At 65.6% G+C, this 24,676-nt stretch carries 22 protein-coding genes and 1 tRNA gene; 6 read left to right on the top strand and 17 right to left on the bottom strand.

The annotated features are described in order from the left end of the window. Positions 1 to 18: 18 nt before the first annotated feature. From QZ647_RS03140 to pilB, 4 genes are all read right to left on the bottom strand, one after another. Positions 19 to 450, bottom strand: coding sequence for a prepilin-type N-terminal cleavage/methylation domain-containing protein (locus QZ647_RS03140; RefSeq protein WP_291270781.1), 432 nt, complete (start codon positions 448 to 450; stop codon positions 19 to 21). 45 nt (positions 451 to 495) lie between these two features. Continuing rightward, positions 496 to 1,698 carry a type II secretion system F family protein gene (locus tag QZ647_RS03135; RefSeq protein ID WP_291270780.1) on the bottom strand — a complete coding sequence of 401 codons (1,203 nt, stop codon included), beginning with the start codon at positions 1,696 to 1,698 and terminating at the stop codon, positions 496 to 498. Positions 1,699 to 1,768: 70 nt separating this feature from the next. Next, positions 1,769 to 2,926, bottom strand: a complete 1,158-nt coding sequence (locus tag QZ647_RS03130) for a type IV pilus twitching motility protein PilT (RefSeq protein WP_366526151.1) — start codon at positions 2,924 to 2,926, stop codon at positions 1,769 to 1,771. 35 nt (positions 2,927 to 2,961) lie between these two features. Next, complete coding sequence (pilB, locus tag QZ647_RS03125; protein ID WP_291270778.1) at positions 2,962 to 4,800, bottom strand: type IV-A pilus assembly ATPase PilB; 1,839 nt, start codon at positions 4,798 to 4,800, stop codon at positions 2,962 to 2,964. Between the two features lie 79 nt (positions 4,801 to 4,879). On the opposite strand from pilB, the gene QZ647_RS03120 reads away from it, so the two are divergent. Continuing rightward, a complete protein-coding gene (locus tag QZ647_RS03120) occupies positions 4,880 to 6,838 on the top strand; it encodes a hypothetical protein (protein ID WP_291270777.1) in 1,959 nt (652 codons plus the stop codon). A gap of 56 nt (positions 6,839 to 6,894) precedes the next feature. After that, positions 6,895 to 8,055: a GGDEF domain-containing protein gene (locus QZ647_RS03115; protein WP_291270776.1), complete on the top strand. Its 1,161-nt coding sequence runs from the start codon at positions 6,895 to 6,897 to the stop codon at positions 8,053 to 8,055. A gap of 81 nt (positions 8,056 to 8,136) precedes the next feature. Here QZ647_RS03115 and dnaJ read toward each other — a convergent pair whose 3' ends face one another. From dnaJ to QZ647_RS03095, 4 genes are all read right to left on the bottom strand, one after another. Further along, entirely contained in the window at positions 8,137 to 9,303 is a 1,167-nt protein-coding gene (dnaJ, locus tag QZ647_RS03110; protein ID WP_291270775.1) for a molecular chaperone DnaJ, read from the bottom strand. Between the two features lie 39 nt (positions 9,304 to 9,342). Next, a complete protein-coding gene (gene dnaK / locus QZ647_RS03105) occupies positions 9,343 to 11,208 on the bottom strand; it encodes a molecular chaperone DnaK (protein ID WP_286353797.1) in 1,866 nt (621 codons plus the stop codon). 86 nt (positions 11,209 to 11,294) lie between these two features. Continuing rightward, entirely contained in the window at positions 11,295 to 11,963 is a 669-nt protein-coding gene (locus tag QZ647_RS03100; protein ID WP_291270774.1) for a nucleotide exchange factor GrpE, read from the bottom strand. A 51-nt stretch (positions 11,964 to 12,014) separates the two neighbouring features. Then, entirely contained in the window at positions 12,015 to 13,061 is a 1,047-nt protein-coding gene (locus QZ647_RS03095) for a heat-inducible transcriptional repressor HrcA (protein ID WP_291270773.1), read from the bottom strand. A 58-nt stretch (positions 13,062 to 13,119) separates the two neighbouring features. Here QZ647_RS03095 and QZ647_RS03090 point away from each other — a divergent pair, with 58 nt between their 5' ends. Continuing rightward, complete coding sequence (locus tag QZ647_RS03090) at positions 13,120 to 13,962, top strand: hypothetical protein (RefSeq protein ID WP_291270772.1); 843 nt, start codon at positions 13,120 to 13,122, stop codon at positions 13,960 to 13,962. Positions 13,963 to 14,250: 288 nt separating this feature from the next. Here QZ647_RS03090 and prfA read toward each other — a convergent pair whose 3' ends face one another. The 5 genes from prfA to QZ647_RS03065 form a co-directional block, all read right to left on the bottom strand. Continuing rightward, positions 14,251 to 15,324, bottom strand: a complete 1,074-nt coding sequence (gene prfA / locus QZ647_RS03085) for a peptide chain release factor 1 (RefSeq protein WP_291270771.1) — start codon at positions 15,322 to 15,324, stop codon at positions 14,251 to 14,253. Between the two features lie 107 nt (positions 15,325 to 15,431). Continuing rightward, the gene (rpmE, locus tag QZ647_RS03080) at positions 15,432 to 15,686 is read right to left on the bottom strand and encodes a 50S ribosomal protein L31 (RefSeq protein WP_291270770.1); all 255 of its coding nucleotides are present in this window, start codon (positions 15,684 to 15,686) and stop codon (positions 15,432 to 15,434) included. A gap of 141 nt (positions 15,687 to 15,827) precedes the next feature. Beyond that, positions 15,828 to 16,586, bottom strand: a complete 759-nt coding sequence (locus QZ647_RS03075; RefSeq protein ID WP_291270769.1) for a hypothetical protein — start codon at positions 16,584 to 16,586, stop codon at positions 15,828 to 15,830. A gap of 14 nt (positions 16,587 to 16,600) precedes the next feature. Next, on the bottom strand, positions 16,601 to 16,927 hold the full coding sequence (locus QZ647_RS03070; RefSeq protein ID WP_286353804.1) for a helix-turn-helix transcriptional regulator: 327 nt from the start codon (positions 16,925 to 16,927) through the stop codon (positions 16,601 to 16,603). 121 nt (positions 16,928 to 17,048) lie between these two features. Further along, positions 17,049 to 17,519: a DUF2062 domain-containing protein gene (locus tag QZ647_RS03065; protein ID WP_291270768.1), complete on the bottom strand. Its 471-nt coding sequence runs from the start codon at positions 17,517 to 17,519 to the stop codon at positions 17,049 to 17,051. Positions 17,520 to 17,889: 370 nt separating this feature from the next. Here QZ647_RS03065 and QZ647_RS03060 point away from each other — a divergent pair, with 370 nt between their 5' ends. Next, a complete protein-coding gene (locus QZ647_RS03060) occupies positions 17,890 to 18,759 on the top strand; it encodes a tyrosine-type recombinase/integrase (protein ID WP_291270767.1) in 870 nt (289 codons plus the stop codon). Here QZ647_RS03060 and QZ647_RS15540 read toward each other — a convergent pair. From QZ647_RS15540 to QZ647_RS03045, 4 genes are all read right to left on the bottom strand, one after another. Continuing rightward, entirely contained in the window at positions 18,643 to 19,302 is a 660-nt protein-coding gene (locus QZ647_RS15540; RefSeq protein ID WP_366526124.1) for a bifunctional DNA primase/polymerase, read from the bottom strand. The genes QZ647_RS03060 and QZ647_RS15540 overlap by 117 nt on opposite strands. A 155-nt stretch (positions 19,303 to 19,457) precedes the next feature. After that, the gene (locus tag QZ647_RS03055; RefSeq protein WP_291270766.1) at positions 19,458 to 20,039 is read right to left on the bottom strand and encodes a hypothetical protein; all 582 of its coding nucleotides are present in this window, start codon (positions 20,037 to 20,039) and stop codon (positions 19,458 to 19,460) included. Between the two features lie 1,010 nt (positions 20,040 to 21,049). Next, positions 21,050 to 21,126 (bottom strand) — tRNA-Arg (locus QZ647_RS03050). A 63-nt stretch (positions 21,127 to 21,189) separates the two neighbouring features. Then, positions 21,190 to 21,990 carry an N-acetylmuramoyl-L-alanine amidase gene (locus QZ647_RS03045; protein WP_291270765.1) on the bottom strand — a complete coding sequence of 267 codons (801 nt, stop codon included), beginning with the start codon at positions 21,988 to 21,990 and terminating at the stop codon, positions 21,190 to 21,192. Here QZ647_RS03045 and hisS point away from each other — a divergent pair. Both hisS and QZ647_RS03035 read left to right on the top strand, forming a co-directional pair. Further along, positions 21,989 to 23,236: a histidine--tRNA ligase gene (gene hisS, locus QZ647_RS03040; protein ID WP_291270764.1), complete on the top strand. Its 1,248-nt coding sequence runs from the start codon at positions 21,989 to 21,991 to the stop codon at positions 23,234 to 23,236. The two genes, QZ647_RS03045 and hisS, sit on opposite strands and share 2 nt — an antisense overlap. Before the next feature lie 135 nt (positions 23,237 to 23,371). Beyond that, positions 23,372 to 24,667 carry a DEAD/DEAH box helicase gene (locus QZ647_RS03035; RefSeq protein WP_291270763.1) on the top strand — a complete coding sequence of 432 codons (1,296 nt, stop codon included), beginning with the start codon at positions 23,372 to 23,374 and terminating at the stop codon, positions 24,665 to 24,667. Positions 24,668 to 24,676: the final 9 nt, after the last annotated feature.

The following is a 24,676-nucleotide window of genomic DNA, read 5'->3' as shown; positions in this document are numbered from 1 at the left end:
CGAAGCAGATCGCAGTGGCTAAGGGGCGTAGACCGTCTTCGCTCCAGACTGATCCATGCTGATCAACTTGGTGCCGGCAGTCCCCCCCTCATAGACCTCGATTCTATAGGTCAGGGGTTGGGCTGTCAGGACGAAGGTCATCTGGCTGTTGCCCTGGGCCTTGAACGACGGCGCCGGACTGACGGTGAAGCCGGTCAGGGTAGGCGCGGCAGCGGTGGGGGTCCAGGTGGCGGTGGCATTCGCGGGACCGTAAATGCCGTTCTCGGCCTTCGTGGCCTCCATGGCCATGGCAATCGTCCGGGCATTGGCTTCCGCGTCACCAATCCTCTTGGCGCGCTGGCGCTGCCCGGTGAGGGAAGGAACGGCGATGCCGACGAGGGCACCTATGACGGCCAGCACCAGCAGCAGTTCGACCAGGGAGAAACCACGGGAACGGGCTCGATCAGGCATAAGGCCTCCAGGCCGGGAATCCGCTAAGCAAGCAAGGATCGTGCGTCAATCTTTGCCGAACACATTGGCCAGATTGAAGATGGGCAGATACATGGCGATCACGATGAAGCCGATGATGCCGCCCAGCATGGCGATCATGACGGGCTCCATGAGGCTGGTGAGGTTGGTCACGGCGTTATCGACTTCGTCCTCATAGAAATCAGCCACCTTGGACAACATGGCGTCGAGGGCGCCCGTGGCCTCGCCCACACCCACCATCTGCACCACCATGGGCGGAAAGACCTTGGTCTCTGCCAGCGGCGTGCTGATGTTCCGGCCCTGTTCCACCGCATCCTTGGACTTGAGGATGGCGTTCTGGATGACCATGTTGCCGGCCGTCTTGGCGGTGATGTCCATGCCTTCCAGGATGGGCACACCCGAACTGATGAGAGTGCCCAGGGTGCGGCAGAAGCGGGCCACGGCCACCTTCCGCAGCACATCGCCAATGATGGGTATCTTCAAGAGAAGAGCATCGATTTGGAGGCGGCCCGCCATCGTCTTGTAGTACTGCCGAAGCCCGACCACGATGAGGGCAACGGCAATGATGATGAGCCAGCTGTAGTTGATGAGGGCATTCGACAGGGCGATGCAGACCAGGGTCGGGAAGGGCAGCTTGCTGCCCAGGCCGTCATACATGGCCGAGAAGACCGGAATGACCTTCACCATGATGATGACCACCACGGCGATGGCGATGGTGATGACGGCCACAGGGTAAGTCATGGCGCCCTTCACCTTGGCGGTGAGCTTCACGGCCTTTTCGATGTAGCCCGACAGGCGCTGGAGGATGATGTCGAGGATGCCGCCGCTTTCGCCCGCGCCCACCATGTTCACATAGAGGTCGTTGAAGGCCTTGGGATGCTTGGAGAGAGCGGCCTGCAGGGTGAGGCCCTGCTCCACATCCCCTCGCACAGCTTCGATGATGCGCTGAAAGCCCTTGTTCTGCTGCTGGGCGCCCAGGATCTCCAGGCACTGCACCAGGGGCAGGCCCGCATCAATCATCACGCTGAACTGCCGGGTAAAGATGGCCAGTTCCTTGGGTCGCACTTTGCCGATGGATTTGCTGCTCTTGCCCGCCATGAGGTTGACGCTCATGACTTCGATGCCGTTGCGTTTCAGCGTATTGGCGGCCGAGTCGCGGGAATCGGAGACCAGGACGCCCTCCTGGACCTCCCCCATTCGATTCTTGCCTTTCCATGCGTAAGCGGGCATGCGGACCTCGGCGAGCGGCTAGGAACGGTGGTGAACCCAGGATAGGCAGGAATGGCGCATTCGAGAAGACCTAGGTGTACTTGATGTTGGGGTTCCGCCCCCCAAGGGCCGGATTGACCGGCGTGGCCGGGGTGGCGGTCCGGCCGCCGGCGGTGCCGACGCCCACGCCCCGGTTGATGAGCTCGCGCAATTCGTCGGTGTTGGAGGAGTAGTCGAAGGCGGCTTCCTGGGTGATCTCCTTCTTCAGCACCAGGTCGGACAGGCTCTGGTTGAAGGTCTGCATGCCGTACTTCGTCTGGCCGGCCTGCATGGTGCCGTAGATCTGGTGGATCTTGTCCTCGCGGATGAGGTTCCGGATGGCGGCGTTGGGAATCATGATCTCCAATGCCAGGGCGCGGCCCTTGCCGCCGGCCTTGGGGATGAGGCTCTGGCAGATGACGCCTTCCAGCACCAGCGAGAGCTGGGCCCGCACCTGCGGCTGCTGGTGCGACGGGAAGACATCGATGATGCGGTTGATGGTCTGCACCGTGCTGTTGGTATGCAGGGTGGCGAAGGTGAGGTGGCCCGTCTCGGCGATGGTGAGGGCCGACTCGATGGTCTCGAGGTCCCGGAGCTCGCCCACCAGCACCACATCGGGATCCTGGCGGAGGGCTGAGCGCAGCGCCTTCTTGAAGCTGTGGGTATCCGCATGGATCTCGCGCTGGTTCACCAGGGCCCGGCGGTGCTTGTGGACATATTCCACCGGATCTTCGATGGTGAGGATGTGGACCGGCTCCTCGGCGTTGATCTTGTCCACCATGGCGGCCAAGGTGGTGGATTTGCCGGATCCGGTCACGCCCGTGACCAGAACCAGGCCCCGGGGCTTGTCACAGAGAGCCTGCACCGAGGGAGGGAGCCCCAGCTGCTCGAAGCTGCGGATGTTCTCGGGGATGGTGCGGAACACGCCCGCTGTGGCTCCGCGCTGGTTGAAGACATTGGCGCGGAACCGGGCCACGCCCTGGAGACCGAACGAGAAGTCCACCTCCAGGTCTTCCTCCAGGCGGTGTTTCTGCTGGTCGGTCATGACCCCGTAGCAAAGCCAGCGCGTCTGGGAAGCGTCCAGGGGCGGCAGCTTGAGGGGGACCATGCGCCCGTCGATCCGGATCTGGGGCGCGGAATCCGTGGTGATGTGGAGGTCCGTTCCCCCGTACTCCACCATGGTCTTGAGGAGCTGCTGCAACGGGGCCACATAGTTCGAACCGACTTCACTCATGGGAACCTCGCCTAGAGAACGGTTTCGCGGATGATCTCTTCGATGGTGGTGACACCGTCCAGGACTTTGCGGCAGCCCGAGCGCCGGAGGGTGATCATGCCCTCTTTCTGCCCCTGCTCGCGCAGCTCAATGGCCGAAGCGCCAGTGAGAATCATGTCCTTGAGGGTCTCGGACATCTCCAGCACTTCATAGAGGCCCACCCGACCCTTGTAGCCGCGCTTGTTGCAGACCTCGCAGCCCACGGTCTTGTAGAAGGTGATGCCCTTCTGGATCTCTTCGGGCGTGAAGCCCACCTTGAGGAGGGCCTCCTCGGGCTGGTGATGGGTGTCCACGGCCTTGCAGTTCGTGCAGAGGCGCCGCACGAGACGCTGGGCGCAGATGATGTTCACGGAGGTGGCCACCAGGAACGGCTCCACGCCCATGTTCATGAGGCGGTTGATGGTGCTGGGGGCGTCGTTGGTGTGCAGGGTGGACAACACCAGGTGGCCCGTGAGGCTCGCCTTGATGGCGATCTCGGCCGTCTCGAAGTCGCGGATCTCACCGACCAGGATGATGTTGGGATCCTGCCGCAGGAACGAGCGCAGGGCCGCGGCGAAGTTCAGGCCGATCTGCTCCTTCATCTGCACCTGATTGATGCCGGGGAAGTTGAATTCCACGGGATCCTCGGCCGTGAGGATGTTGGTGTCCACGGTGTTGAGCTTGGCGATGGACGAGTACAGGGTGTTCGTCTTGCCCGATCCCGTGGGCCCGGTGACGAGCACCATGCCGTAGGGCTTGGAGATCTGCCGGTCCCAGCGGTCGAGGCTCTCCTGCTCGAAGCCCAGCTTGGTGAGGTCGAGCATGAGCTTGTCGCTGTCGAGCAGCCGCAGCACGATCTTCTCGCCGAAGAGGGTCGGCAGGATGCTCACGCGATAGTCGATGACCTTCTGCTTGCCGCCCATGTTCACGCGCAACTTGATGCGGCCGTCCTGAGGCAGGCGCTTCTCGGCGATGTTGAGCTTGGCCAGGATCTTCACGCGGGAGGTGAGGGGGTCCTTCAGCTTCAGGTTCGGGCGCATCACCTCCATCAAGATGCCGTCGATGCGGAACCGGATGCGGTAGTTCTTCTCGTAGGGCTCGATGTGGATATCGGAGGCGCCGCGCTTGATGGCGTCGATGAGCACCATGTTCACGAGCTTGACCACCGGCGCGTCTTCGCTGCCCTTCTTCAGGGCGCCGACATTGATGCTGTCTTCCTCGTCGTCCGTGGTGTCGAATTCGGCGTCGGCGTCGAGTTCCTGTTCCAGGTCTGCCAGATCGAACTGCTCGTCCGCCTCATTGAAAGGGGAGGTTCCCCCGCTGGTGTCGGTGGGCCCGGCGGCGGCGGCCCCGCCCGCGTAGGAACTCCGACCCTGGGTGCCGTCGGCCAGGCGCACCGCACTGGCGCCCCCGTAGTATTTCTCGACCGCCCGGACGAGCCCCATCTCGCTGGAGACCACCGGATCCACATTGTAGCCCGTGTGGAAGCGGACATCATCCATGGCGAAGATGTCGGTGGGATCGGACATGGCCAGGGTCAGCACATTGCCCGTGCGCTGGAGGGGCAGCACCTTGTGGCGCTGGGCCAAGTCCTTGGGGATGAGGGCGATGACGCTCGAATCGATGGGCGGCCACTGTTCCAGGTCCGCGGCGGGCACGCCGTACTGCATGCCCAGGAAGCTCACGATGTCCTGATCCGAACAGAAGCCCTGCCGAACGACGATGCTTCCAAGCTTGCCCCCCTCCCGCCGCTGGATTTTCATCACTTCTTCCAGCTGGGCATCCGTGATGAGCTGGGCCTTGACGAGCATTTCCCCGAGCTTGCTGACCACTGGCTGCCTCCGGATGGGGTGAGGCGATGGTATCACCACCCGAAGCGTCCTGAAGTCCAACCCATTGTATGCTTTTGCCATGCCCGCCCCAGGAACCCCGCCCCAGCGCCTGCTGCTGGCCCGGCAGTTGATCCGGGAGAAGGGCCTGTCCAGAAGCGACCTGACGCTGCTGGAGGACATCCTCCGGGAAGGGGCCGGGGACCTGGACCCCCTGCTCGGTTCGGCCCCACAGGAGGCGGCTTCGGTCGAGGAATCGACGGCCCAGGCCAGCTTGCGACGCAATCTGGGACTCTTCCTGGCCTTCCTGCATCAGTTTTCCGCCCGCCGCCTCGGGGAGTCCCGTGCGGCCATGGCTCTGGTCATGCAGCACGGGTTGGGGCGCCTGGGCGATCAGGCCGAGGCGGCCCACCGGGAGCTCATGGTGGAGCTGCAGCAACCTGAATGGGTGGGTCAGCTGCTGGATCTCCTGGCTTCTCTGCGGGCCATGGCCCCCACCCCTGCCGAGGATGCCGGAGCCCTCCGGACCCTCTGGGCCGCCTTCCTGGCGGACCACCGCGACTCCTTCCGGCAGATCCTGGCCGCGATCCAGGCCTCGGAAGGCGGCTCCGAAGCCGTGGCGCGGCTGAATGCCCAGATGAAGTCCCTGAACCGCGCCATCCAGGGGCAGGGGCGGCTGGAGGAGGCCCTGGCCCGGCTGGCGGAGCAGCTGGAATCCTGCATTCCCAAGGAGATCCACGCCCGCGTGGAGCCGCTGATCCTCCTCGAGCATGTCATCTCCAACCTCCGCCTGAGCCTGCTGCGCCCCCTCGACCGGGGCATCCACTGGCCTGCCGTGGAGCAGGTCCGGGGCAGCCTGCGTTGGCTCTGGGACAACCTGGGCTGGACCCTGCCCCGCATGGACGCCGAGTTGCTCAGGGACCGCATGCCCACCGAGCTGCGGCGCCTGCTGGGGCAGATCCGCCAGGAGGACCGGGCGGCCTTCTCCGTGGTGGCCCGGGCCCTGGCCAGCCACATTTCCCTGCTGGGCCTGCTGGAATCCATCGAGCCCGCCGCCGGGGGGAACCTCCGCGACCGCTACGCCGCCGTCCCCACCTTCTTCGTCGTCGAATCGGAACTGGGCCGCATGTCGGAGCGGGCCTATGATCCCGAGCGCGCCGCCCTCCTGGACCCGGACCGGCCGGAGGCCCCCAGGCTCCGGGCCTACCTGCGGCAGGCAGTGCTGAGCCTACAGCAGGACCAGGGGACCCTGCGGAGCCTCCTCCAGCAGGCGCTGGCTGGCCAGGATGCTGACCAGCTGGCCCAGACCCTCGACAGCCTGAAGGCCCTCCTCGTGAACCACCAAAAGCAGCTCATGGGCGAGCTGGTGGGGATCTTCTCGCCGGATGTCCAGCATCGGCTCTTCCCCGAATCGCCCAGCATGATGGAGGAGGGCGAGCGGCTCCGGCTGCGGATCCAGCGGCTCTGGGAACAGGTCCCCCCCCTGCACGGCCAGCTTCTCCTCCACCTTGAACTCCAGGATTGGCCCCGGCTGGCCCTCGGCCTGTCACAGACCTACCGTCACCTGCTGGCCTTCCGACGCAGCCCGGAGTTCCCCCTGATGCGGCGGCCCGACCGGGAGGAAGGCGAGCGGCTCATCCAGGACCTGGGGCGCCTGCTCGAGTCCCCGGAGGATGTGCCCCAGGCCCTTCGCGACGGGATGGACTTGCTGGGCGAGCTGATGCGCTTCCTGGAGCTCTTCCTGCTGCGCATCAATGCGCGGGTGCCGCTGATCCGGCAGGACCTCGAAGTCGCCCAGGAGGCCCTGAGGCTCGTGGCCAGCTTGAAGCAGGGCCCCACGGGCCCCGAACGCACCCGGCTTTCCCACAAGCTCATCCAGACCGCCAAGCGGCTGGGCGTCCGTGACTCTCAGGCCCTGACCCTCCTCAAACGGTGGGTGCGGGCCGAACGCAGCCAGCGCGAGGGCTCTCTTCCCGCGCTGGAACAGCTGGCCGCTCACCTGCGCCAGTTGGCCCTGCGGCTCGAAGCGGCCCTGGGCTGAGCGCCCCCCGGCCCTCGCCACCCCCGCCCCTGATTGAATCGATCCATCGGAGTCCCATGCACCGCATCCACTGGCTGGAGCCGCATCCCTCCAGGGCCGGAGACGCCCTCCGCGTGGCGTTGGCTGAGTGGGGCTACGAGGCCATCCCCGGGCCAGGACCAGGCTCCGTTGTCCTGGTGGCCGAACGGCCCGACCCGCGGCTGATCCCGGCCGAAGGTTCGGAGTTGCTGTGGTGGGTCCAGGAGGCCAGCGCCGAAGAAGTCAGCGCCGTCCTGGGCCTGCGACCGGGCTGGGTCCTGCTGCAGGATCATCCCCTGGAGGCGGTCCGGGAGGCCCTGCATCACCTGCGGCACCGGGACCTGGGCAGCGAGGGCTGGCTGCGCCAGATGCTGCATCTGGCCTCGCTGGATGATCTGTTGCGTCTCGTGCTGGAACGGGCCATCCGGCTGTCCGGGGCCCGGGGCGGCGCCATCTGGCTGCGGCGCGATGACCTCTTCTACCAGCGTGCCGGCGATGGCGCCTTCCCCGAGGCCCCCCTGCCCCGGCAGGAGGCCGCGGACCTGGTGCGCCGCGGCGAGGCCTTCCTCCTGGCCGCCTCGGAACAGCTGGGCATTCTGCGGCTGCTGGATCCGAAGGAGGCCCCGGAGCGCTGCCTCCGCGGCTTCGACGATGTGGAGCCCCTGCTGCTCAACGCCTGGCGCCTGGAGGAGAGCCGGGCCCTCTCCTTCAAGGACGATCTCACCGTCGCCCAGAACCGCCGCTGCCTCGAGGCGGAGCTGCCCCAGGCCGTCCGGACCGCCGCCGCCAAGGGGGAGCCCCTCGCGCTGCTGTTCCTCGATGTGGACGACCTCAAGCGGGTGAACACCAGCCATGGCCATCCCGCGGGCAGCATCCTGCTGGAGGCTGTGGCCCACACGGCCCAGCGCCTCTGCCGGGCGCACGACCGCCTCTACCGCTACGGCGGCGACGAGTTCTGCATCCTCATGCCCAGCACGACTTCCCGGGGCGCCCGGAAGCTCGGCGAGCGGCTGCTGCAGACGCTCCGGGAGCAGCCGGTGGCGTTCGGCTCCAACCACCTCGCCATCTCCCTCAGCGCCGGCGTCGCCGCCTTCCCTGAGCATGCCGACGGGGCCGGCCACCTCATCGAACAGGCCGACCGCGCCCTTCTGCGAGCCAAGGAGGAAGGCAAGGGACGGGTGGTGATGGCGCGCTCGTAGACCGCTGGGCCGAGGCCCGGGCGCCTCAGCGGTCGTAACAAAGCCCTACGACGCCGCTTGAGGGGCTTTAATTACGACCTCCTACTTCCGCTTCTTTTTTCCGCCCTTCTCGGAGCCGAACACCTTGGCGAGGAAGCCCTCTCCTTCGCCCGGGGCGGCCTCGCCGTCCAGGCTGCGGCGGAGCTGCTCGACGAGCTGGCGCTGCTCGGCGCTGAGGGACTTCGGCACCGCCACCCGGAGATGGAGATACAGGTCGCCCCGCCCGCTGCCCTGGAGGCGCGGGACGCCGGCATTCACCAGCTTCACGACATGGTCCGCCGGAGTGCCCGCCGCAAGCTTCACCTTGTCCGGGCCGTAGGGCGTCTCCACCTCGAGCGAGCCGCCGGTCACCAACAGGGGCCAGGAGACCTCCAGCCGCTGGTGCAGGTCGCTGCCGTCGCGCTCATAGCGTGGATCCGGCTCCACATCGAACACCACATAGAGGTCGCCCGTCCGACCGCCGAACCGCCCGGCCTCACCCTGGTTCTGGAGCCGCAGCCGCGTGCCCCGGTCCACGCCCGCGGGAATCTTGAAACTGACCTTGGACTTGCGGTGGGTGCGCCCTTCGCCATGGCAGGTCCGGCAGGGCTTGGGAATGATGCGCCCCCGGCCTTCACAGCGCGGACAGGGGGTGAGCATCTGGAAGAAACCCTGGCGCACGGCCACCTGGCCCGCGCCCCGGCACTGGGGGCAGGTCTCGGGGCGGGACCCCGCCTCACAGCCGGAGCCATGGCAGGTGTCGCAGGCCTCCAGCCGGGGGATGCTGAGTTCGACCGAATCCTTCCCGAAGATGGCGTCGCGGAAGCTCAGCTTCAGGTTGTACTGCAGGTCCGAGCCGCGCTCCTCCCCACCGGCGCGGCGACGGCCGCCACCCCCTCCGAAGAGGTCGCCGAAGAGGCCGCCGCCGAAGAAGCTGCCGAGAATGTCCTCGAAGTCCGCGAACTGGTTCGGATCGAACTGGAACTGCTGGCCGCCGCCTCCCGCGCCGCCCAGACCCGCATGGCCGAACTGGTCGTAGACCTTCCGCTTCTCGGGGTCGGAGAGCACGCTGTAGGCCTCTGCGGCCTCCTTGAACTTCTCCTCCGCCTCCTTGTTGCCCGGATTGCGGTCGGGGTGCAGTTCCATGGCCAGCTTGCGATAGGCCTTCTTGAGTTCGTCGGATCCCGCTTCCCGGGTGACCCCGAGAACCTCGTAGTAGTCTCGCTTCATGCATCCATCCTGGGTTCCAGGATAGCCGATGATGCGGGGCTAGTTCGGGGGTGCCGCGCCCTCACCCTCCCCATCGAGGGAAGCCATCATGGCCTCGCTGGCCGCCAGAACGGCATCAGTCAGCAGGTCCTGGGCTTCCAGCAGCTGCCCCTCGCAGGCGCGGAGCGCCTCGGAGTCCTGGGCGGCCACGGCCTGCCGGGTGCGGGAGAGCACATCCCGCACCATGACCTGCTGGTCCTCGGTCAGGTATTTGCCACACTCGGCGAAGCTCTTGTCGCAGGAGAAGATCAGGCCTTCGGCCGAGGCGATGTACTTCAGGGCGTCCCGCTTTTTCACATCGGTTTCGGCATTGGCCATGGCCTCGCGGATCATGCGCTGGATCTCCAGCTCGGAGAGGCCGGAGCTGGGCCGGATGCTCATGCTCTGCTCGAGGCCGGTCATGAGGTCGCGGGCGGAAACCTTCACGATGCCGTTGGAGTCGATGTCGAAGGCGACCTCGATCTGCGGCACGCCCTTGGGCAGCGGGGGGAGGTTGATGAGATCGAACCGGCCCAGGCTCTTGTTGTGCTCAGCCAGCTCGCGCTCTCCCTGCAGCACATGGATTTCCACCCGGTTCTGGTTGTCGGTGACCGTGGTGAAGGTGCGGGCATCACGGGTGGGGATGGTGGCGTTGCGCTGGATGATCTTCACGAAGCCGCCGCCCTGGGTCTCGATGCCCAGCGACAGGGGGGTGACATCCAGCAGCACCAGGTCCTTGATATCGCCCTTGAGCACGGCGCCCTGGATGGAGGCGCCGGAGGCCACCACCTCGTCAGGGTTGATGCTGCGGTTCGGTTCCTTCCCAAAGAAGTTCTTCACCAGCCGCTGCACGAGAGGCATGCGGGTCTGGCCGCCCACCAGGATCACCTCGTCGACCTGCTTGGCGGTCTTGCCGCCCTGTTCCAGGGCGTCCTTGATGGGGATCAGGGTCTGCTCCACCAGGGCCCCGGCCATCTCCTCCAGCTGATCGCGGGTGAGGGCCGCCTCAAGATGCTGGGGTCCGCTGGGCCCCTGGGCGATGAAGGGCAGGCGGATCTCCACCCGGTCCAGGGTGGACAACTCGCACTTGGCCTTCTCGCTGGCCTCCTTGAGCCGCTGGAGCGCCATGCGGTCGGAGGAGAGATCGATGCCGGTCTTGTCCTTGAACTGCTGCACCAGCCAGGCCTGGATGGCCTGGTCGATGTCCTCCCCGCCCAGGAAGGTGTCGCCGGCGGTGGCCAGCACCTCGAAGACGCCGTCGTTCATCTCCATCAGCGTGAAGTCGAAGGTGCCGCCGCCGAAGTCGTAGATGGCCAGGATCTGCTTCACGCCCTTCTTGTTGAACCCGTAGGCGAGGGCCGCGGCCGTGGGCTCGTTGATGATGCGCTGGACATTCAGTCCCGCGATCTTGCCCGCATCCTTGGTGGCCTGGCGCTGGGCATCGTCAAAGTAGGCCGGCACCGTGATGACGGCATCCGTCACTTCCTCGTGGAGGAAGGCCTCGGCGGCCTGCTTCAGGGACCGCAGGACGATGGCGGTGACTTCGGGCGGAGCATAATCGCGCTCGCCCACCCGCACCCAGGCGTCGCCGTTGGGCGCGCCCACCACCGGGAAGGGGAGACGGCCCAGGGCCTCCTGCACCTTGGGGGCATGGAAGCGCTGGCCGATGAGGCGCTTCACGGCAAACAGGGTGCGCTGGGGATTGGTGACGGCCTGCCGCTTGGCGATGTGGCCCACCAGCACATCCCCCTTGTCGGTGAAGGCCACCACCGAGGGCGTGGTCCGGCTGCCTTCGCGGTTGGGGATGACGCGCGAATCGCCGCCTTCCATCACACAGACGCAACTGTTCGTCGTGCCGAGGTCAATGCCGATCAGCTTGCCTGCCATGGGTGGAACTCCAGGGGGATCGCGAGGTCATGGTAATGAGTTATGGACATTACATCCATCATAAGCATTGAATGCGACTAGGATTTTTAAGAACTCTGAAGTCGATTCACCACGACGCGTGCGGCCCGCAGGAGCTGACCCTTGAGCTTGAAGCCCCGCTCGTAGATGGCGGCCACGGCTCCATCCGGCAGGTTGGGATCGCTGAAGGTGGTGAGGGCCTCGGCATGGAGGGCGTCGAAGGGCTCGCCCACCTGCAGCGGCAGGGCCTCGACATTCATGCGGCGCAGGGCCTCCTGGAACTGCTTGCGGATGAGTTCCACGCCGGAGCGGAAGGACTCGACATCCTGATAGGTGGCGTCGAGCCCCCGGTCGAAGTTGTCGAGGACCGGCAGCAGCTCCAGGAGGATCTTGCGCTCGGCCTGCTCCACGGCCAGGGCGATGTCCCGCTGGGCCCGGTTCCTGAAATTGTTGAAGTCCGCCGCCAGGCGCCGGTGCTGATCCATCAGCTCGGCCTCGCGCCGGAGCATCTCCTCCATCTGTCGTTCCGCGTCGCCCAGCGCCGACTCCAGGTCCACCTCGGGCACGATCTGGGTCGGGTATTCCGAGGCCACCTCGTCGGCCACGGACTGGAGGTCCTCATCCAGGGAATCGTCCAGGTTGAGGTCCACCACATCCTCGGGTTCCCCGGCGGGATGGGGGCCCGTACGACGATGGTCGGGATGGGCGTCTGGTTCGTGGGGAAGGCCGGTGGTCATCGCAGCAGTATACGCAATCCCCGCAAGCCCCGGGGCCGTGCCCGGGCGGACCTACACCCCCTGGCGCCGGTTGACCTGCCCCGACCACCAGCGCAGCCCGCCCATGACCAGGGCATAGTCCATCCGGAGGGGCCCCACCAGGGCGAAGGTCACGAAGCCTGCGGAACCCAGCCGAACAGTGCGGACGGCGGTGGCCAGGGGCCAGCCCTCCAGGTAGGGGTTCTCCGAACCCAGCAGGAGCTGGACATCCTCGGAGGCCCGGTCTGCGAAGGCGTTCAGCAGGCGGGCCAGGCGACCGTGCTCCTCGAAGGCCGCCACGAGGCCGCGGAACCGGGCCGCATCCTCGAACTCGGGAAACCCGCCCAACCGCCCCAGGCCCGACACCATCACCGGCGGCTCTCCGGCCGGGCGCTCGTCTGGCCAGCGCGAAGCCAGGTCACGCAGCCGGGCACGGAGGAATTCCCCTTCCTGCGCCTCGGCCTGGAGGACATCCAGCAGGCGCGACCGCATCTCCACCAGGGTGAGACCGGCAAACCGGGCCGTGGCGTAGTTCCCCAGCTCGACGAGGACGGACTCGGGATAGCTCCAGGCGTTTTCCATGAGGCGGTGCTCCACCTCCCCCTGGCTGCCCACCCAGACCGCCACCAACCGGCCCGGTCCCACGGGCACGAACTCCAGCCGGGCCAGGCGGCTGTGGGTGAGCGGCAACGGCAGCGCCACGCAGACGCCCCCCATCACCTCGGCCAGCGTGCGTCCCGCGTGCCGGGCCCAGGTCTCGGGATCAAGGTCCAGGTCCTCCAGCGTGGCCGCCAGGCGCCCTTCCATCTCCGGCCCCGGGGGCTGCGCCTTCAGCCAGCGGTCCACATAGTAGCGATAGGCCCGCTCCGTCGGCACCCGGCCCGCGGAGGTGTGAGGCTGGGCCACCATCGATTCATCTTCCAGATCCGACAGCACATTCCGGATCGTGGCACTGGACAGCGGCTCGGGGTAGCGCTTGGCCAGCAGGCGGGACCCCACCGGCTCCCCCGCCTCGAGGTAGGTCTCGATGAGGGTGCGGAGCACGGACTCGCCGCGGGGATTGAGGTGGGGTCGCGCCATGAAAGGAAACCCTCTGGGGTGTCATACTATACGGCAAGATTCCCCCCAAGGAGGCCCCATGCGCACCATCTTCTCCAGTCTGTCCCTCGCCGCGATCCTGGTCGTTTCCCTGGGTTGCAACCGCAAGAGCGAAGCGGCCATCCAGGCTGAGGAAGCCGCCAAAGCCGCCGAGTCCAAGGTCGCCCAGCTGGAGCAGCAGCTGGCCGAGGCCAAGTCCGGCAAGGTCGCCGGCGCCGACAGCGACACCGTCCAGCACATCACCAAGTCCCAGGTGAAGGCCCTGGAGCGGCAGGTGGCCGATGCGAAGAAGCGGGCCGAGGCCAAGAAGCAGGAAGCCATCACCCTCGCCGCCGCACCCGCCCCCAAGGACGCCCCGAAGGCAGTGGTGGTGGAAGTCCCCACCGGCACGAAGCTCGAGATCGCCCTTGCCCGCGACCTCGCGACGGACAAAGAGCAGCCGGGGGATGCCTGGGAAGGCTCCCTGGCCGCGGATGTGGTGGTGGACGGCAAGCTGGTCTGGAGCGCCGGCAGCCCCGCCCGCGGCGTGGTCACCCAGAGCGCGGCGGCAGGCCGCCTCAGCAATGGCCAGGGGGCTTTGGGCATCCGCCTGACTGAGATCGCTGGTGTGGGCATCGACACCGACACCCATGTCGTGGTGGCCAGCGCCCGCGGGGAGCGCAATGCCAAGTTCATCGGCGGCGGCGCGGCCCTGGGTGCCCTGGTCGGCCTCCTCTCCGACAAGAAGAACCAGGGTGATCACGCCCTGGGCGGCGCGGCTATCGGCGCCGCCGCTGGCACTGCCGTGGCGGCCGGCACCGCCGATACCATCGTCCGGATCCCCGCTTCCAAGCCGGTGGCTTTCAGCCTGACCGCGCCGGAGCGGGTCACCCTGAAGAAGTAGCTTCTTCACCTCAAAGAAACGGGGAGGCGATGCCTCCCCCGTTTCTTTGAGGTGATCTGGGGAAATCGGCCACTCAGGCCTCCAGGACCTGCAATCGTCCGCCTCGAATGCGGCCCGCAGGGGCTCGATGATGGGTTCGATCATGCCGCCCATGGGGGGCCCCGCTCCGTGAGCGCAGCGCCCGAAGGGCCCAGCGAACGGGAGGGCGGTCCCGCGGACCGCCCCATCGCGGGCTGCCAGTGACCGCGTGCGCAGAGCCGCTTGCGGCGAGCGCTCAGCGGTGGAGCTTCAGGCCTCCAACGCCTGCAATCGCTCCGCCTCGAACGCGGCCCGCAGGGGCTCGATGATGGGTTCGATCATGCCGCCCATGAAGCTGTCGATCTGGTGGACGGTGACACCCACGCGATGGTCGGTGACGCGGCCCTGGGGGAAGTTGTAGGTGCGGATCTTCTCGCTGCGGTCGCCGCTGCCTACCTGGGACTTGCGCATGGCGGAGTGGATCGCGTCCGCCTCGTCCTGGGCTTTCTGGAGCAGCCGGCTGCGCAGCACGGTCATGGCCTTGGCCATGTTCTTGATCTGGCTGCGCTCGTCCTGGCACTGCACCACGGTGTTGGTGGGCAGGTGGGTGAGGCGCACGGCGGAGTAGGTGGTGTTCACGCTCTGGCCGCCCTTGCCGCCGGAGCAGAAGGTATCGACGCGAAGGTCCTTCTGGTGGATCTCGATGTCCACCTCCTCGGCCTCGGGCATGACGGCCACGGTGCAGGCGGAGGTGTGGATGCGGCCTTGGGTTTCCGTCTTGGGTACCCGCTGCACGCGGTGGACGCCGCTCTCGAAGCGGAAGAGGCTGTAGGCCCCCTCCCCCTGGATCTCGGCCGTGGCATCTTTCAAGCCGCCCGCATCGGCATCGCTTTCGTCCAGTACGGAGACCTTGAAGCCCCGGCGCTCGGCGAAACGGATGTACATCCGGAAGATCTCCGCAGCGAAGAGCGCCGCCTCTTCGCCGCCCGTCCCGGCGCGGACTTCGAGGATCACATTCTTGGCATCGGCCGGATCCTTGGGGATGAGCAGGCGCTTGATCTCCGCATCGCCCTCGGCGATGGCCTTCTTCAGGTCGGGGATCTCCATCTCGGCCATCTCGCGGAGGTCGGCGTCCATGGTCTTGTCACCCAGGATGGATTCGGCCTCCTCGAGCTGCTTGATCAGGTTCCGCTGGGCCTGGAAGGCCAGCACCACCGGCTCCAGCTCCGCCCGGAGCTTGGACAGCTCCCGGAGGCGCTTGGGATCCGATACCACGGCGGAATCCTGGAGCTGCGCCTCCACTTCCTGGAAGCGGGCTTCGACGGCTTCAAGTTGATCGAGCATGATCCACCTTTTCAGCTATCTCCAACATCCCGGCGGAGCCGGAATTGGGAGTCGACAAAAAAGAAGAACGGGCCGAGGAACTCGGCCCGTTCTTTGGAACAGCGGAGCTAGGCTTCGGTGGTCGGCGCGACTTCGGGCGCGGCCTCGGCAGGGGCCGCGGCTTCCTTCTTCGCGTACTTCTTGTTGAACTTCTCCACGCGGCCTTCGGTATCCATCAGGCGCTGCTTGCCCGTGAAGAACGGGTGGCAGGCCGAGCAGATTTCCACGCGCAGCTCCTTCTTCGTGGAGCGCGTCATGAACTCATTGCCACAGGCACAGTGGACTTTGACTTCGTGCAGCTCGGGGTGAATCTTGTCCTTCATCGCTTCCTCCTGGGACCGACCGGATGCCCCCATGAGCGGGGTATCTGCACGCGGCTTGTCCACGCAAGACGAACAGCTTACCGCCGAATCCCCGGTGGCTCAAGGGGGATTCCCGGGGCGGAGAGACGATCAGGCCGTTCCCTACCCCTGCTCCTGGGGGGTCAGCACCCAGCGCTCGGCCAGGAGACGCTTCAGCTTCAGGGCCCCCATGACGCTGAGCAGCAGGGTGGCGTTGAAGCTGAGTTCCAGGGGCACCTTCCACCACTGGAAGCGGACCCGGCCCAGGAAGCCGGCCTCGAGGATGAACATGAAGGCCGTGAAGAGGACGGGTTCCAGGAGGGTCTGCCAGAAGGGTCGCTCCTGGCTGTGGCGCTCCAGGAGGAAGCCCGTGTAGGCGCCGTAGAGCAGGCGGGTGGGCTTGAACCCGTGGTGGGTGGTGAAGCCCAGGGGGATGGACAGCAGGGAGGTGATGAGGACGGCCACCGCCGTGCGCGCCCAGGGATTGAGGCGGAGCCAGTGGCGGCGGACCCAGAAATAGCCTGTACCCACGGCCAGGCCCTGGGCCGCGGCGAACGCCAGGCTGATGTACCAGCGCCAGCCCTCGAACCACATGTGTGCGCCCGTGGCGAGGCCGATGATCATGCCGGCGGCCAGGGCCGTGCTGCCCCGGTGGTTGGCGTCCTGGCCTTCCCCGGCGGAGAGTTCTTCGGCCAGCAGGGTGGGATGCTCCTTCTCGGAAAGCATGGCCGACATGCCCGCTTCGGAGTCGATGCCCCGGGCCTCGGCCTCATCCCTGAGATGCGCTTCCAGTTCCCGCAAGAGGGTGAGCCGACGCCTCCGGGTCAGGCCCTTGAAGCCCGAACCCACTTGGGAGAGATAGGCTTCCAACGCCCGGGACACGGGATCTCCTGGACCTAGACCTTGGGCCCCACGAAGGCCTGGACCATGTCCACGAACTGGTTCCACTCCTTCTTCTTGGCCGTCAGGAAAGCGTGGCCGGCGGGCTGGATTGCGTAGTAGCGCCGCTCGCGGCCGTTCTCCTGGGTTTCCCAATAAGAGGCGATGAACTCGGTGGCCTCCAGCTTGTGGAGGGCCGGATACAGGGCGCCTTCCTTCAGCGTATAGGTGCCCCCCGTGCGCTGGCGGACCGTTTCGATGATCTGGTAGCCGTACATGGGCCCCTCGCAGAGCAGCGACAACAGCAGCAGGGGTGTGCTGCCCTTCAGCAGTTCACGGTCCACGGGGTCCTCCGGTTTAGGGCACTTCGATGCCTTTAATGTGCATCGCAAAGTGAGGTCCGTCAAGCCATCCCCTCGCGATCCCGGCAAAACCTGCACGAAATTCCGGCCCATCGGGAGGGCTTCAGGGCTGCCGAAAGGGCCGCTTCGCCTGGCGGAACAGCCCCCCCAGCCCCCAGGCGAGTGCCGCCATCGGCAGGGGAACCACCAGCAACCAGGCGACGCCCGCATGCCAGAGGCTGGTCCAGAAAAGGCCCAACGCCCCCCAGGCATCCGCCTTCAGTGCCTCCTCTAGGATGGGGAGGGAAAGCGGCAGGCGCGGCGCCCCGAAGAGCCGCTCACCCAGGCGGATGAAGGGGATGAGCAGAGCCAGCTGCAGGGGGTAGGCCAGGTAGTTGGCCACCTGCATGGCGGGCTGGTTCAACCGGAAGGCGGAGGCCACCCCCAGGCAGAGCACCGTGGAAGTGCCGTACAGGGGCGTGATCCCCAGGGCCAACCCCACCGCCACGCTCCAGGCCAGCGCCTCCGGGCTGAGCCCCTTCCGGAGCAGCCCGAGCAGCGGGTCCCAGATCCGGGCCTTCAGCCAAGCCCTCATGCCGCCACCGGCAGCCAGTGGACGGGAGCGGCCGGCGTGGCGAGAGAGGCATGGAGAGGGCTCATGGGCCCTCAGGGTAGCCGGGTGAAGGGACCTTGGCCTCCGAAGCCAACGGTCATCGGAAGGCCCCGGGAGCCTGGGACCCTTCGCGTGGAGCAAGCCAAGGGGAACGGCTTGGCCCCCCTTGGCTCATTGGTGTACCCGACTGGGGTCGAACCAGCGACCTTTGGCTTCGGAGGGAATCGTTAGTATTTATAACGGTCCTTTTACTAACAAGTTAGGAGCCGTGCATCGGTATCGCGGTACATGCCGAACACCCCCTGGAAAGTAACTCTCGAATCGCTACCCGCCTCTCTCACGGAGGCGGTCAATGGCAACCCCACATCCAGGGCTCTACAAGAAAGGGCGCTACTGGCAATACATCATCCAAGCACATGGACAGCGGGCTCATGGCTCAACCCGTGCAACAGACTTAGCGACAGCCCGAAAGGTGCTGGAGGAGAAGCGTCGCGCTCTGATTGACGGTCAACTCAAGCGTCCGACAAGGATCATTGCAGCGTCGGCTCTGATCAGTGAGTGGCTTCGGGTCAACCGGGCGACCTTCTCCCGTGGATACCTCTCCAGTGCGGAGTGTGCGCTTCGCCTGTGGGTGATGCCGGTCATCGGCACATTACCCGTCACGAAAGTAACGACCTCACAGGTGATGGAACTTCGTGCCCGGATGCTGGAGGCGGGGTGTTCCGCGACTTATGCCAACAACACCATGAAGACCCTGAAGGCGATCTTCAACTTCGGGATCCGGATGAAGTACGCCCAGGAGATTCCGTTTCATCTGCCGAAGTTGAAAGTTCAGAAGCAACCACGGGCAATCGTGCCAGCGAACCGGGTTCACGAATTCCTAGAGGCTGTGAATAAGGCAGCCCGCAACCCCCATATCCCCGTCATCATCCGCGTCATGTTCGGATTGGGGCTCCGTGAGGCTGAGGTCCTGGGGATGCGCTGGGAGTGGTTCGATCCAGAACAGAGGACCTATGTGGTCGGCAAGGCAAAGGGGAAGGAAGCCCGCGTCATCCCCGTTCCAGATTGGGTCTGGAGTGCGATCCACGGAATGCCAAAGCCCGTGCTAAGTGAGTGGGTGTTCCCCGCAGAGGACGGGAAGCCTCACCGCTCCCAGTTCACGAAGAAGGCGCTCCAGAAGGTCTGCGGGGAACTCGGGGTAGATACTCAGCCCCGGTGCTAGATCCCTCGGGTCGACCACGGGCGGCTGCATCCAGGGTGAGGCTTTGTAGCGACCAATCTCGTTCCCGTCAGCATCGAACCTGATCGTTCCTGGCGCGACCAGCATGGTCCTTGAACCCAACTTGAAGTCCCAGGGCATGACGACGCCCGCCTCTTTCGGGTGGCAGACATGGTGCTTCAGGCGATGCTGGTCAACGCTTTGTGGCAACTCAAATAGGAAGTGCCGCCCGCCGCTGGGAGTCCATGTTATGGGGCATTTGATTCCCCGCTCTTGGTTGAATCGGATGACCCGTTGAACGGTCTCTGGGCTGTCACAGTCCACGGCTGCTAGGCGGTTCCGAAATAGGTAGCCCACGCCGTTGCCTCGTTTCAGCCACGCAAATGCCAGGTCGAGCCTGGACTGCCCTTGCTGGTCATGCAGGTATAGGAAGTCATCCCATGCGCGGGTGGGCATCTTCTTGCCGGGTTGCAGTTCCAGGAAGACGCACCCATACGAGGCGATCCCTTCGAGGCTGCTGACGGTGCTACGGTCAAATCCTTTCATGACCACACCTCCCCGGAAACGGAGAGGCGATGGTCACGGTGGATCTGGTGGACGGTATCTTGCTCTATATAGATACCGGGCGGGGCTTCGCCCCTAATGAAGAGGGGGGGTGGCACTTTTCGAGTAGGGGTGTTTTTCGCAGTGCTGGTTGTCATTTACACCAGCGCCTTCCGGGGAAACCACTTCCAGGTGACCTCCGAGTCAGAGTGCGACTGGGTACGATATCCGAGGTCCATGAGGCAGGCGGCGATGGTCAACTGAAGATCTACACGCTGTTCCTCGATCCCCCACTCCTCCTCAAAGAGGTGCTGAACAATTTCCGGAGTAGTTCGAGGCTGCTCACAGAGCCACGGGTTGCTCGCCTTGAGAATGGCAAAAGCAGAGTCGAGGAAGAGATCCATTGGGGTCGCTTCCATGACGGAGTCTGGCAAGCCGAACACCGGAATGCGCTCAACGACCTGGACCTCAAGGTGCTTCAAGTAATCGAGGCAGTCGTCCATGACCGTGCGGTAATCAGGAAGATCCTTCATCCGGCTGACACAGGACCCGAAGTAGCGGTAGAGAAGATCTGACTCCTTACGAGGCTGAGCCGTCAGCCAATCGGCATCCTCCTTCATCTTGTGAACCGTTTCCCAGAAGATCGCAGCGTAAGAGTCTTCGGGTTCCAGGCAGTTGTGGTCACGCTCGTCTGAGTCGTTGGAATTGGTAAATTCGGGGTACGCGTATTCGTGTTGCATGGAGTTCTCCTGTGAGGTGTTGAGATGGGTTGCAGGCAAGCCTTCGGCGGCGTCCTGCGTTGCAGTCGCGGGGTGAGGGAGTTACTTGCTACCAGTGGTTACCCTCGTTGACCACGGGTTTGGTGCAGTGCCCTGTTGGTGTAGGGCGTGGGCGCACGAGGCACGGAGGCTAGCACTCCGAGATCGGGCGTCAGTTTCGATTACCACCAGAGTTCATCAGCCACGCTTAGCGCGACCCTTGATGAGAGGGTCAGCCGGGAGGGGCACGGTTGACTGGATAGTTCGTTTGGTCAGATAGGTTCATGGGCTGGATCTCCCCTCGCACTTTTCAAGTGCCACCAGCCAAATTCAATTTTAAAGAAGTAATTACATCCTAATAAGTCGAAATAACCTGATAGGTGGGTATCCACAACCGAGCCGGACTAGAGGCAAAGTAAGCACTCTTCTCGGATCGGCAGCCTAGCCGATATTCGATGAGGAGCGCGTGACCAGGCAGATGAAGGGGGGCAATAATGTTGAAAATAACAACATCATTGAGTCTGACTGGACTCATGGGGCTAACAAGTTAGGCTGGTCGTCATTGGACAGTAACTGTCTATAGATCAACCGCTCAGACTGTTGATGCTGCTCCCATGACCATCAGTTCTTAGGTTGACCACCCGTGGGTCTTTCCTACGCGCTCTCGGAGTCTAGAAAAACCCCTCCCCTCCGGTGGTCAAGGTGAAGGTGGCGGGGCTGGATTGACGGAAATACCAATAGGTAGAGGGTCCGAGGACTCTCTGTGGTCAGCGGGACTCCAGCAGGGCTTGGAATGGCACTGCGTTAAGGGGCGATCCGGCATGAAGTCAACAACAGTGCGCGTTTGGCTCGAAAACATGCGTGTACATGTCGTGTACTGACCCCGGAAAGATCTACACTTAGGCTTCACTCGCGGGTGGCGTCCGAGATCTTTGGCTGGATAGGGGAAACCCCCAAAACCTTTGCTGTGCTTAGGTTTCAGGGGCTTCAACTGGTGCACCCGACTGGAATCGAACCAGCGACCTTTGGCTTCGGAGGCCAACGCTCTATCCAGCTGAGCTACGGGTACTACGACTCTTCATCATGGCCGTGAACGGGCTGCAGTTCAAGGTCGGGGCGGGGATGGCGCCCCTCAACCCGGCCCACCCACCGTCCGGCGCCGCACACCGCCGTTGGTTTCGGCGAAATAGCGGCGGACGCCCTGGGTGATGGCCTCGGCCACCTTGGCGCGGAAGGCGGCCTCCTTCAGCTTCGCCTCTTCCTTGGGGTTGGAGATGAAAGCGACCTCCACGAGGACCGCGGGCATGGCTGCCCCCCGGAGCACGATGAAGGGAGCCTGCTTGACGCCGCGTTCCTTGATGCCCGCCAGGCGGTTGAGCTGCCCCTGGATGGCCACGGCGAGGCGCTCGGAATCCTGGAGGAAGGCCTTCTGGGCCAGGTCGTCGAGGATGCTGGCCACCACGCTGTCGGGGCTCCCGGGGCCTGCTCCCGCCCCGGCGTTCTCGGCGGCCACCACCTCCTCGTCATCGCCCTTGCCCAGGCTCAGAAAGTAGACCTCGGAACCCCGGGCGGCCCGGGCCCGGGCGGCGTTCAGGTGGAGGCTGATGAAGAGGTCGGCGCCCTGGGCGTTGGCCGCCCGGGCCCGGTCCCAGAGGGGGATGAAGGTGTCGTCGTCCCGGGTGAAGGCGGCCTCGAACCCGGCGGCCTCCAGCCGGGCGGCCACGGCCCGGCCGATCTCCAGCGCGGCGGCCTTCTCCTTCAGGCCCCGGGGGCCCTTGGCGCCCCCGTCATCCCCGCCGTGGCCCGGATCCACCATGACCTTCAGACGCGGAGGCTGGGGCCCGGGAGGGCCTCCGAGGGGGGCGGGTTTGGGAGTCTGCGCCCAAGACAGTAGGCTGAAGGTGAGCACCAGCGTGCTCGGGAGTCGGATCATGGCCCAGTCGGTGAAAGGTATGCGGGATCTCTTCGGGGCGGAGCTGCGTTGGTTCCAGCATATCGAAGAAACCGCCCGCCGCGTGTTCGGGCGCCACGGCTACGGCGAGATCCGCACCCCCATCCTGGAAGAGCTCGATGTCTTCAAGCGCAGCGTGGGCGAAAGCTCCGACATCGTGAACAAGGAGATGTACGAGTTCACGGACAAGGGCGGCCGCCAGGTGGTGATGCGCCCGGAGAACACCGCCGGCGTGGTGCGGGCCGCCATCCAGCACAAGCTGCTGACCTCCAACGATCCCGTCCTGTTCTATTACATCGGCCAGCAGTTCCGGTACGAGCGCATGCAGACCGGCCGCTACCGCCAGTTCTGGCAGATCGGCGCCGAGAGCTTCGGCGTGGCCACGCCGGAATCCGAAGCCGAGTCCCTGCTCATGCTCCACGGCTTCCTCACGGAGCTGGGCCTCAAGCACCTGGTCTTCTCCATCAACAGCGTGGGCACACCCGAATCCCGGCCGGCGTTCCACGCCGCCTTCCGCGCCTTCTTCGCCGAGCGCGAAGCTCAGTTCTGCGAAGACTGCCACCGGCGCATCGAGACCAACCCCCTGCGGGTGCTGGACTGCAAGAACGAGCGGTGCCAGGCCGCGCTGGAGGGGCATCCGGTCATCACCGATCACCTCGACGAAGCCTCCGCCAAGCACCACGCGCGCCTGAAGGTCCTGCTCACGGAACTGGGGATCCCCTTCAAGGAGGATCCCCGCCTGGTGCGCGGCCTGGACTACTACACCCGCACGGCCTTCGAAGTGCTCAGCTCCGACCTGGGCGCCCAGAGCGCCCTGCTGGGCGGGGGGCGCTACGACCTGCTCGTGAAGCACCTGGGGGGGCCGGATGTCCCGGCCTTCGGCTGGGCCATCGGCCTGGACCGCCTCGCCATGGTGCTGCAGCAGGTCCATGGCGAAGCGCCCCGCGAAGTCCCGGCGGTGCTGATCCCCCTGGGGGACCGCGCCGCCACCGAGGCCCTCAAGCTCGCGCGCAGCCTCTGGGAGGCCGGCGTGGCCCTGCAGCTGGAGACTCGGGGCGGCGCGCTCAAAAAGGCCATGGCCTCCGCCAACCGCATGGGCGTCCAGACCGTGCTCATCCTGGGCGACGGCGAGCTGGACGGCGGCACCGTCACCGTCAAGCACATGGCCACGGGTGAACAGGAAAGCTGGTCCCTGGAGGAAGTTGCGACGCGGCTGGCCAAATCCTGACCATTCAGATAAACTAAGCACTTCGCGATCGCAGGCGACCCCCGGTCTCCGCCTCTTTTCAGTCCGAATACCCCACTTTTCGCCCTGACCGGGCCCCCGGAATCCTTCCGCGGGCGGGCCCTTCAAGGAGCGACCATGTCCTTCGATACCCTCGGGCTGATGCCCGAGCTCCTGCGCGCCGTACGCGAGCAGGGCTACGAACACCCCACCCCCATCCAGGTCCAGGCCATTCCCCTGGTGCTGGAGGGCCGTGACCTCATGGGCCGGGCCCAGACCGGCACCGGCAAGACGGCCGGCTTCACGCTGCCCATGCTGCAGCGGCTGGCGCACCACGCCAACACCTCGGCTTCGCCCGCGCGCCACCCCATCCGCGCCCTCATCCTCACGCCCACCCGCGAGCTGGCCATGCAGGTGGAGGAGAGCGTCCGCACCTACGGGAAGTACATCCCCCTGCGGTCCACCACCATCTTCGGCGGCGTGAACATCAACCCCCAGACCAAGGCCCTCCGGGCCGGCGTCGAGATCCTCGTCGCCACCCCCGGCCGCCTCCTGGATCACCAGGGCCAGGGCAACCTGAACTTCAGCCAGCTCGAAGTCCTCGTGCTGGATGAAGCCGACCGCATGCTCGACATGGGCTTCATCCGCGACATCCAGAAGATCCTCGCCCTGCTGCCCACCAGCCGGCAGACCCTGCTCTTCTCGGCCACCTTCACGGACGAGATCAAGCAGCTGGCTTCCAAGTTCCTCAAGAACCCCGCCTCGGTGCAGATCACACCCCAGAACACCGCCGCCGAGCTGGTCCGCCAGGTGGTCCACCCCGTGGACCGCGAGCGCAAGCGCGCCCTGCTGGCCCACCTGATCACCAGCCGCAAGCTGGAGCAGGTGCTGGTCTTCACCCGCACCAAGCACGGGGCCAACCGGCTCTCCGAGCAGCTGGACAAGGACGGCATCAGCTCCATGGCCATCCACGGCAACAAGAGCCAGCCCCAGCGCATCAAGGCCCTGGAGGACTTCAAGAAGGGCGCCGTCCGCGTCCTGGTGGCCACCGATATCGCCGCGCGGGGTCTGGACATCGACAGTCTGCCCCATGTGGTGAACTACGAGCTGCCCCAGGTGCCCGAGGACTACATCCACCGCATCGGCCGCACGGGCCGTGCCGGCGCCGAGGGCGAGGCCCTCTCCCTGGTCTGCGTGGACGAGCACAAGCTGCTCAAGGACATCGAGAAGCTGCTCCGCAAGGAACTGCCCCGGGATGTGGTCCACGGCTACGCCCCGGACCCCAGCATCCCCGCCGAGCCCATCCTGACCGGCCGGCAGGGCGGCGGTGGCGGACGCAGCCGGGGCCCTGCCCGCCCCCGCACCGCGGCGGCTCCGGCCCCCCGGGGCGAGCGTGGCCGCCATCCTTCACGACCCGGTGCCCGCGGGAAGTGAGCCCGGCGA

Source organism: Geothrix sp., assembly GCF_020622065.1.
Classification (GTDB): domain Bacteria; phylum Acidobacteriota; class Holophagae; order Holophagales; family Holophagaceae; genus Geothrix.
Note: the sequence above shows the minus strand (reverse complement) of the source record. Positions and strands in the feature narration are given on the sequence as shown.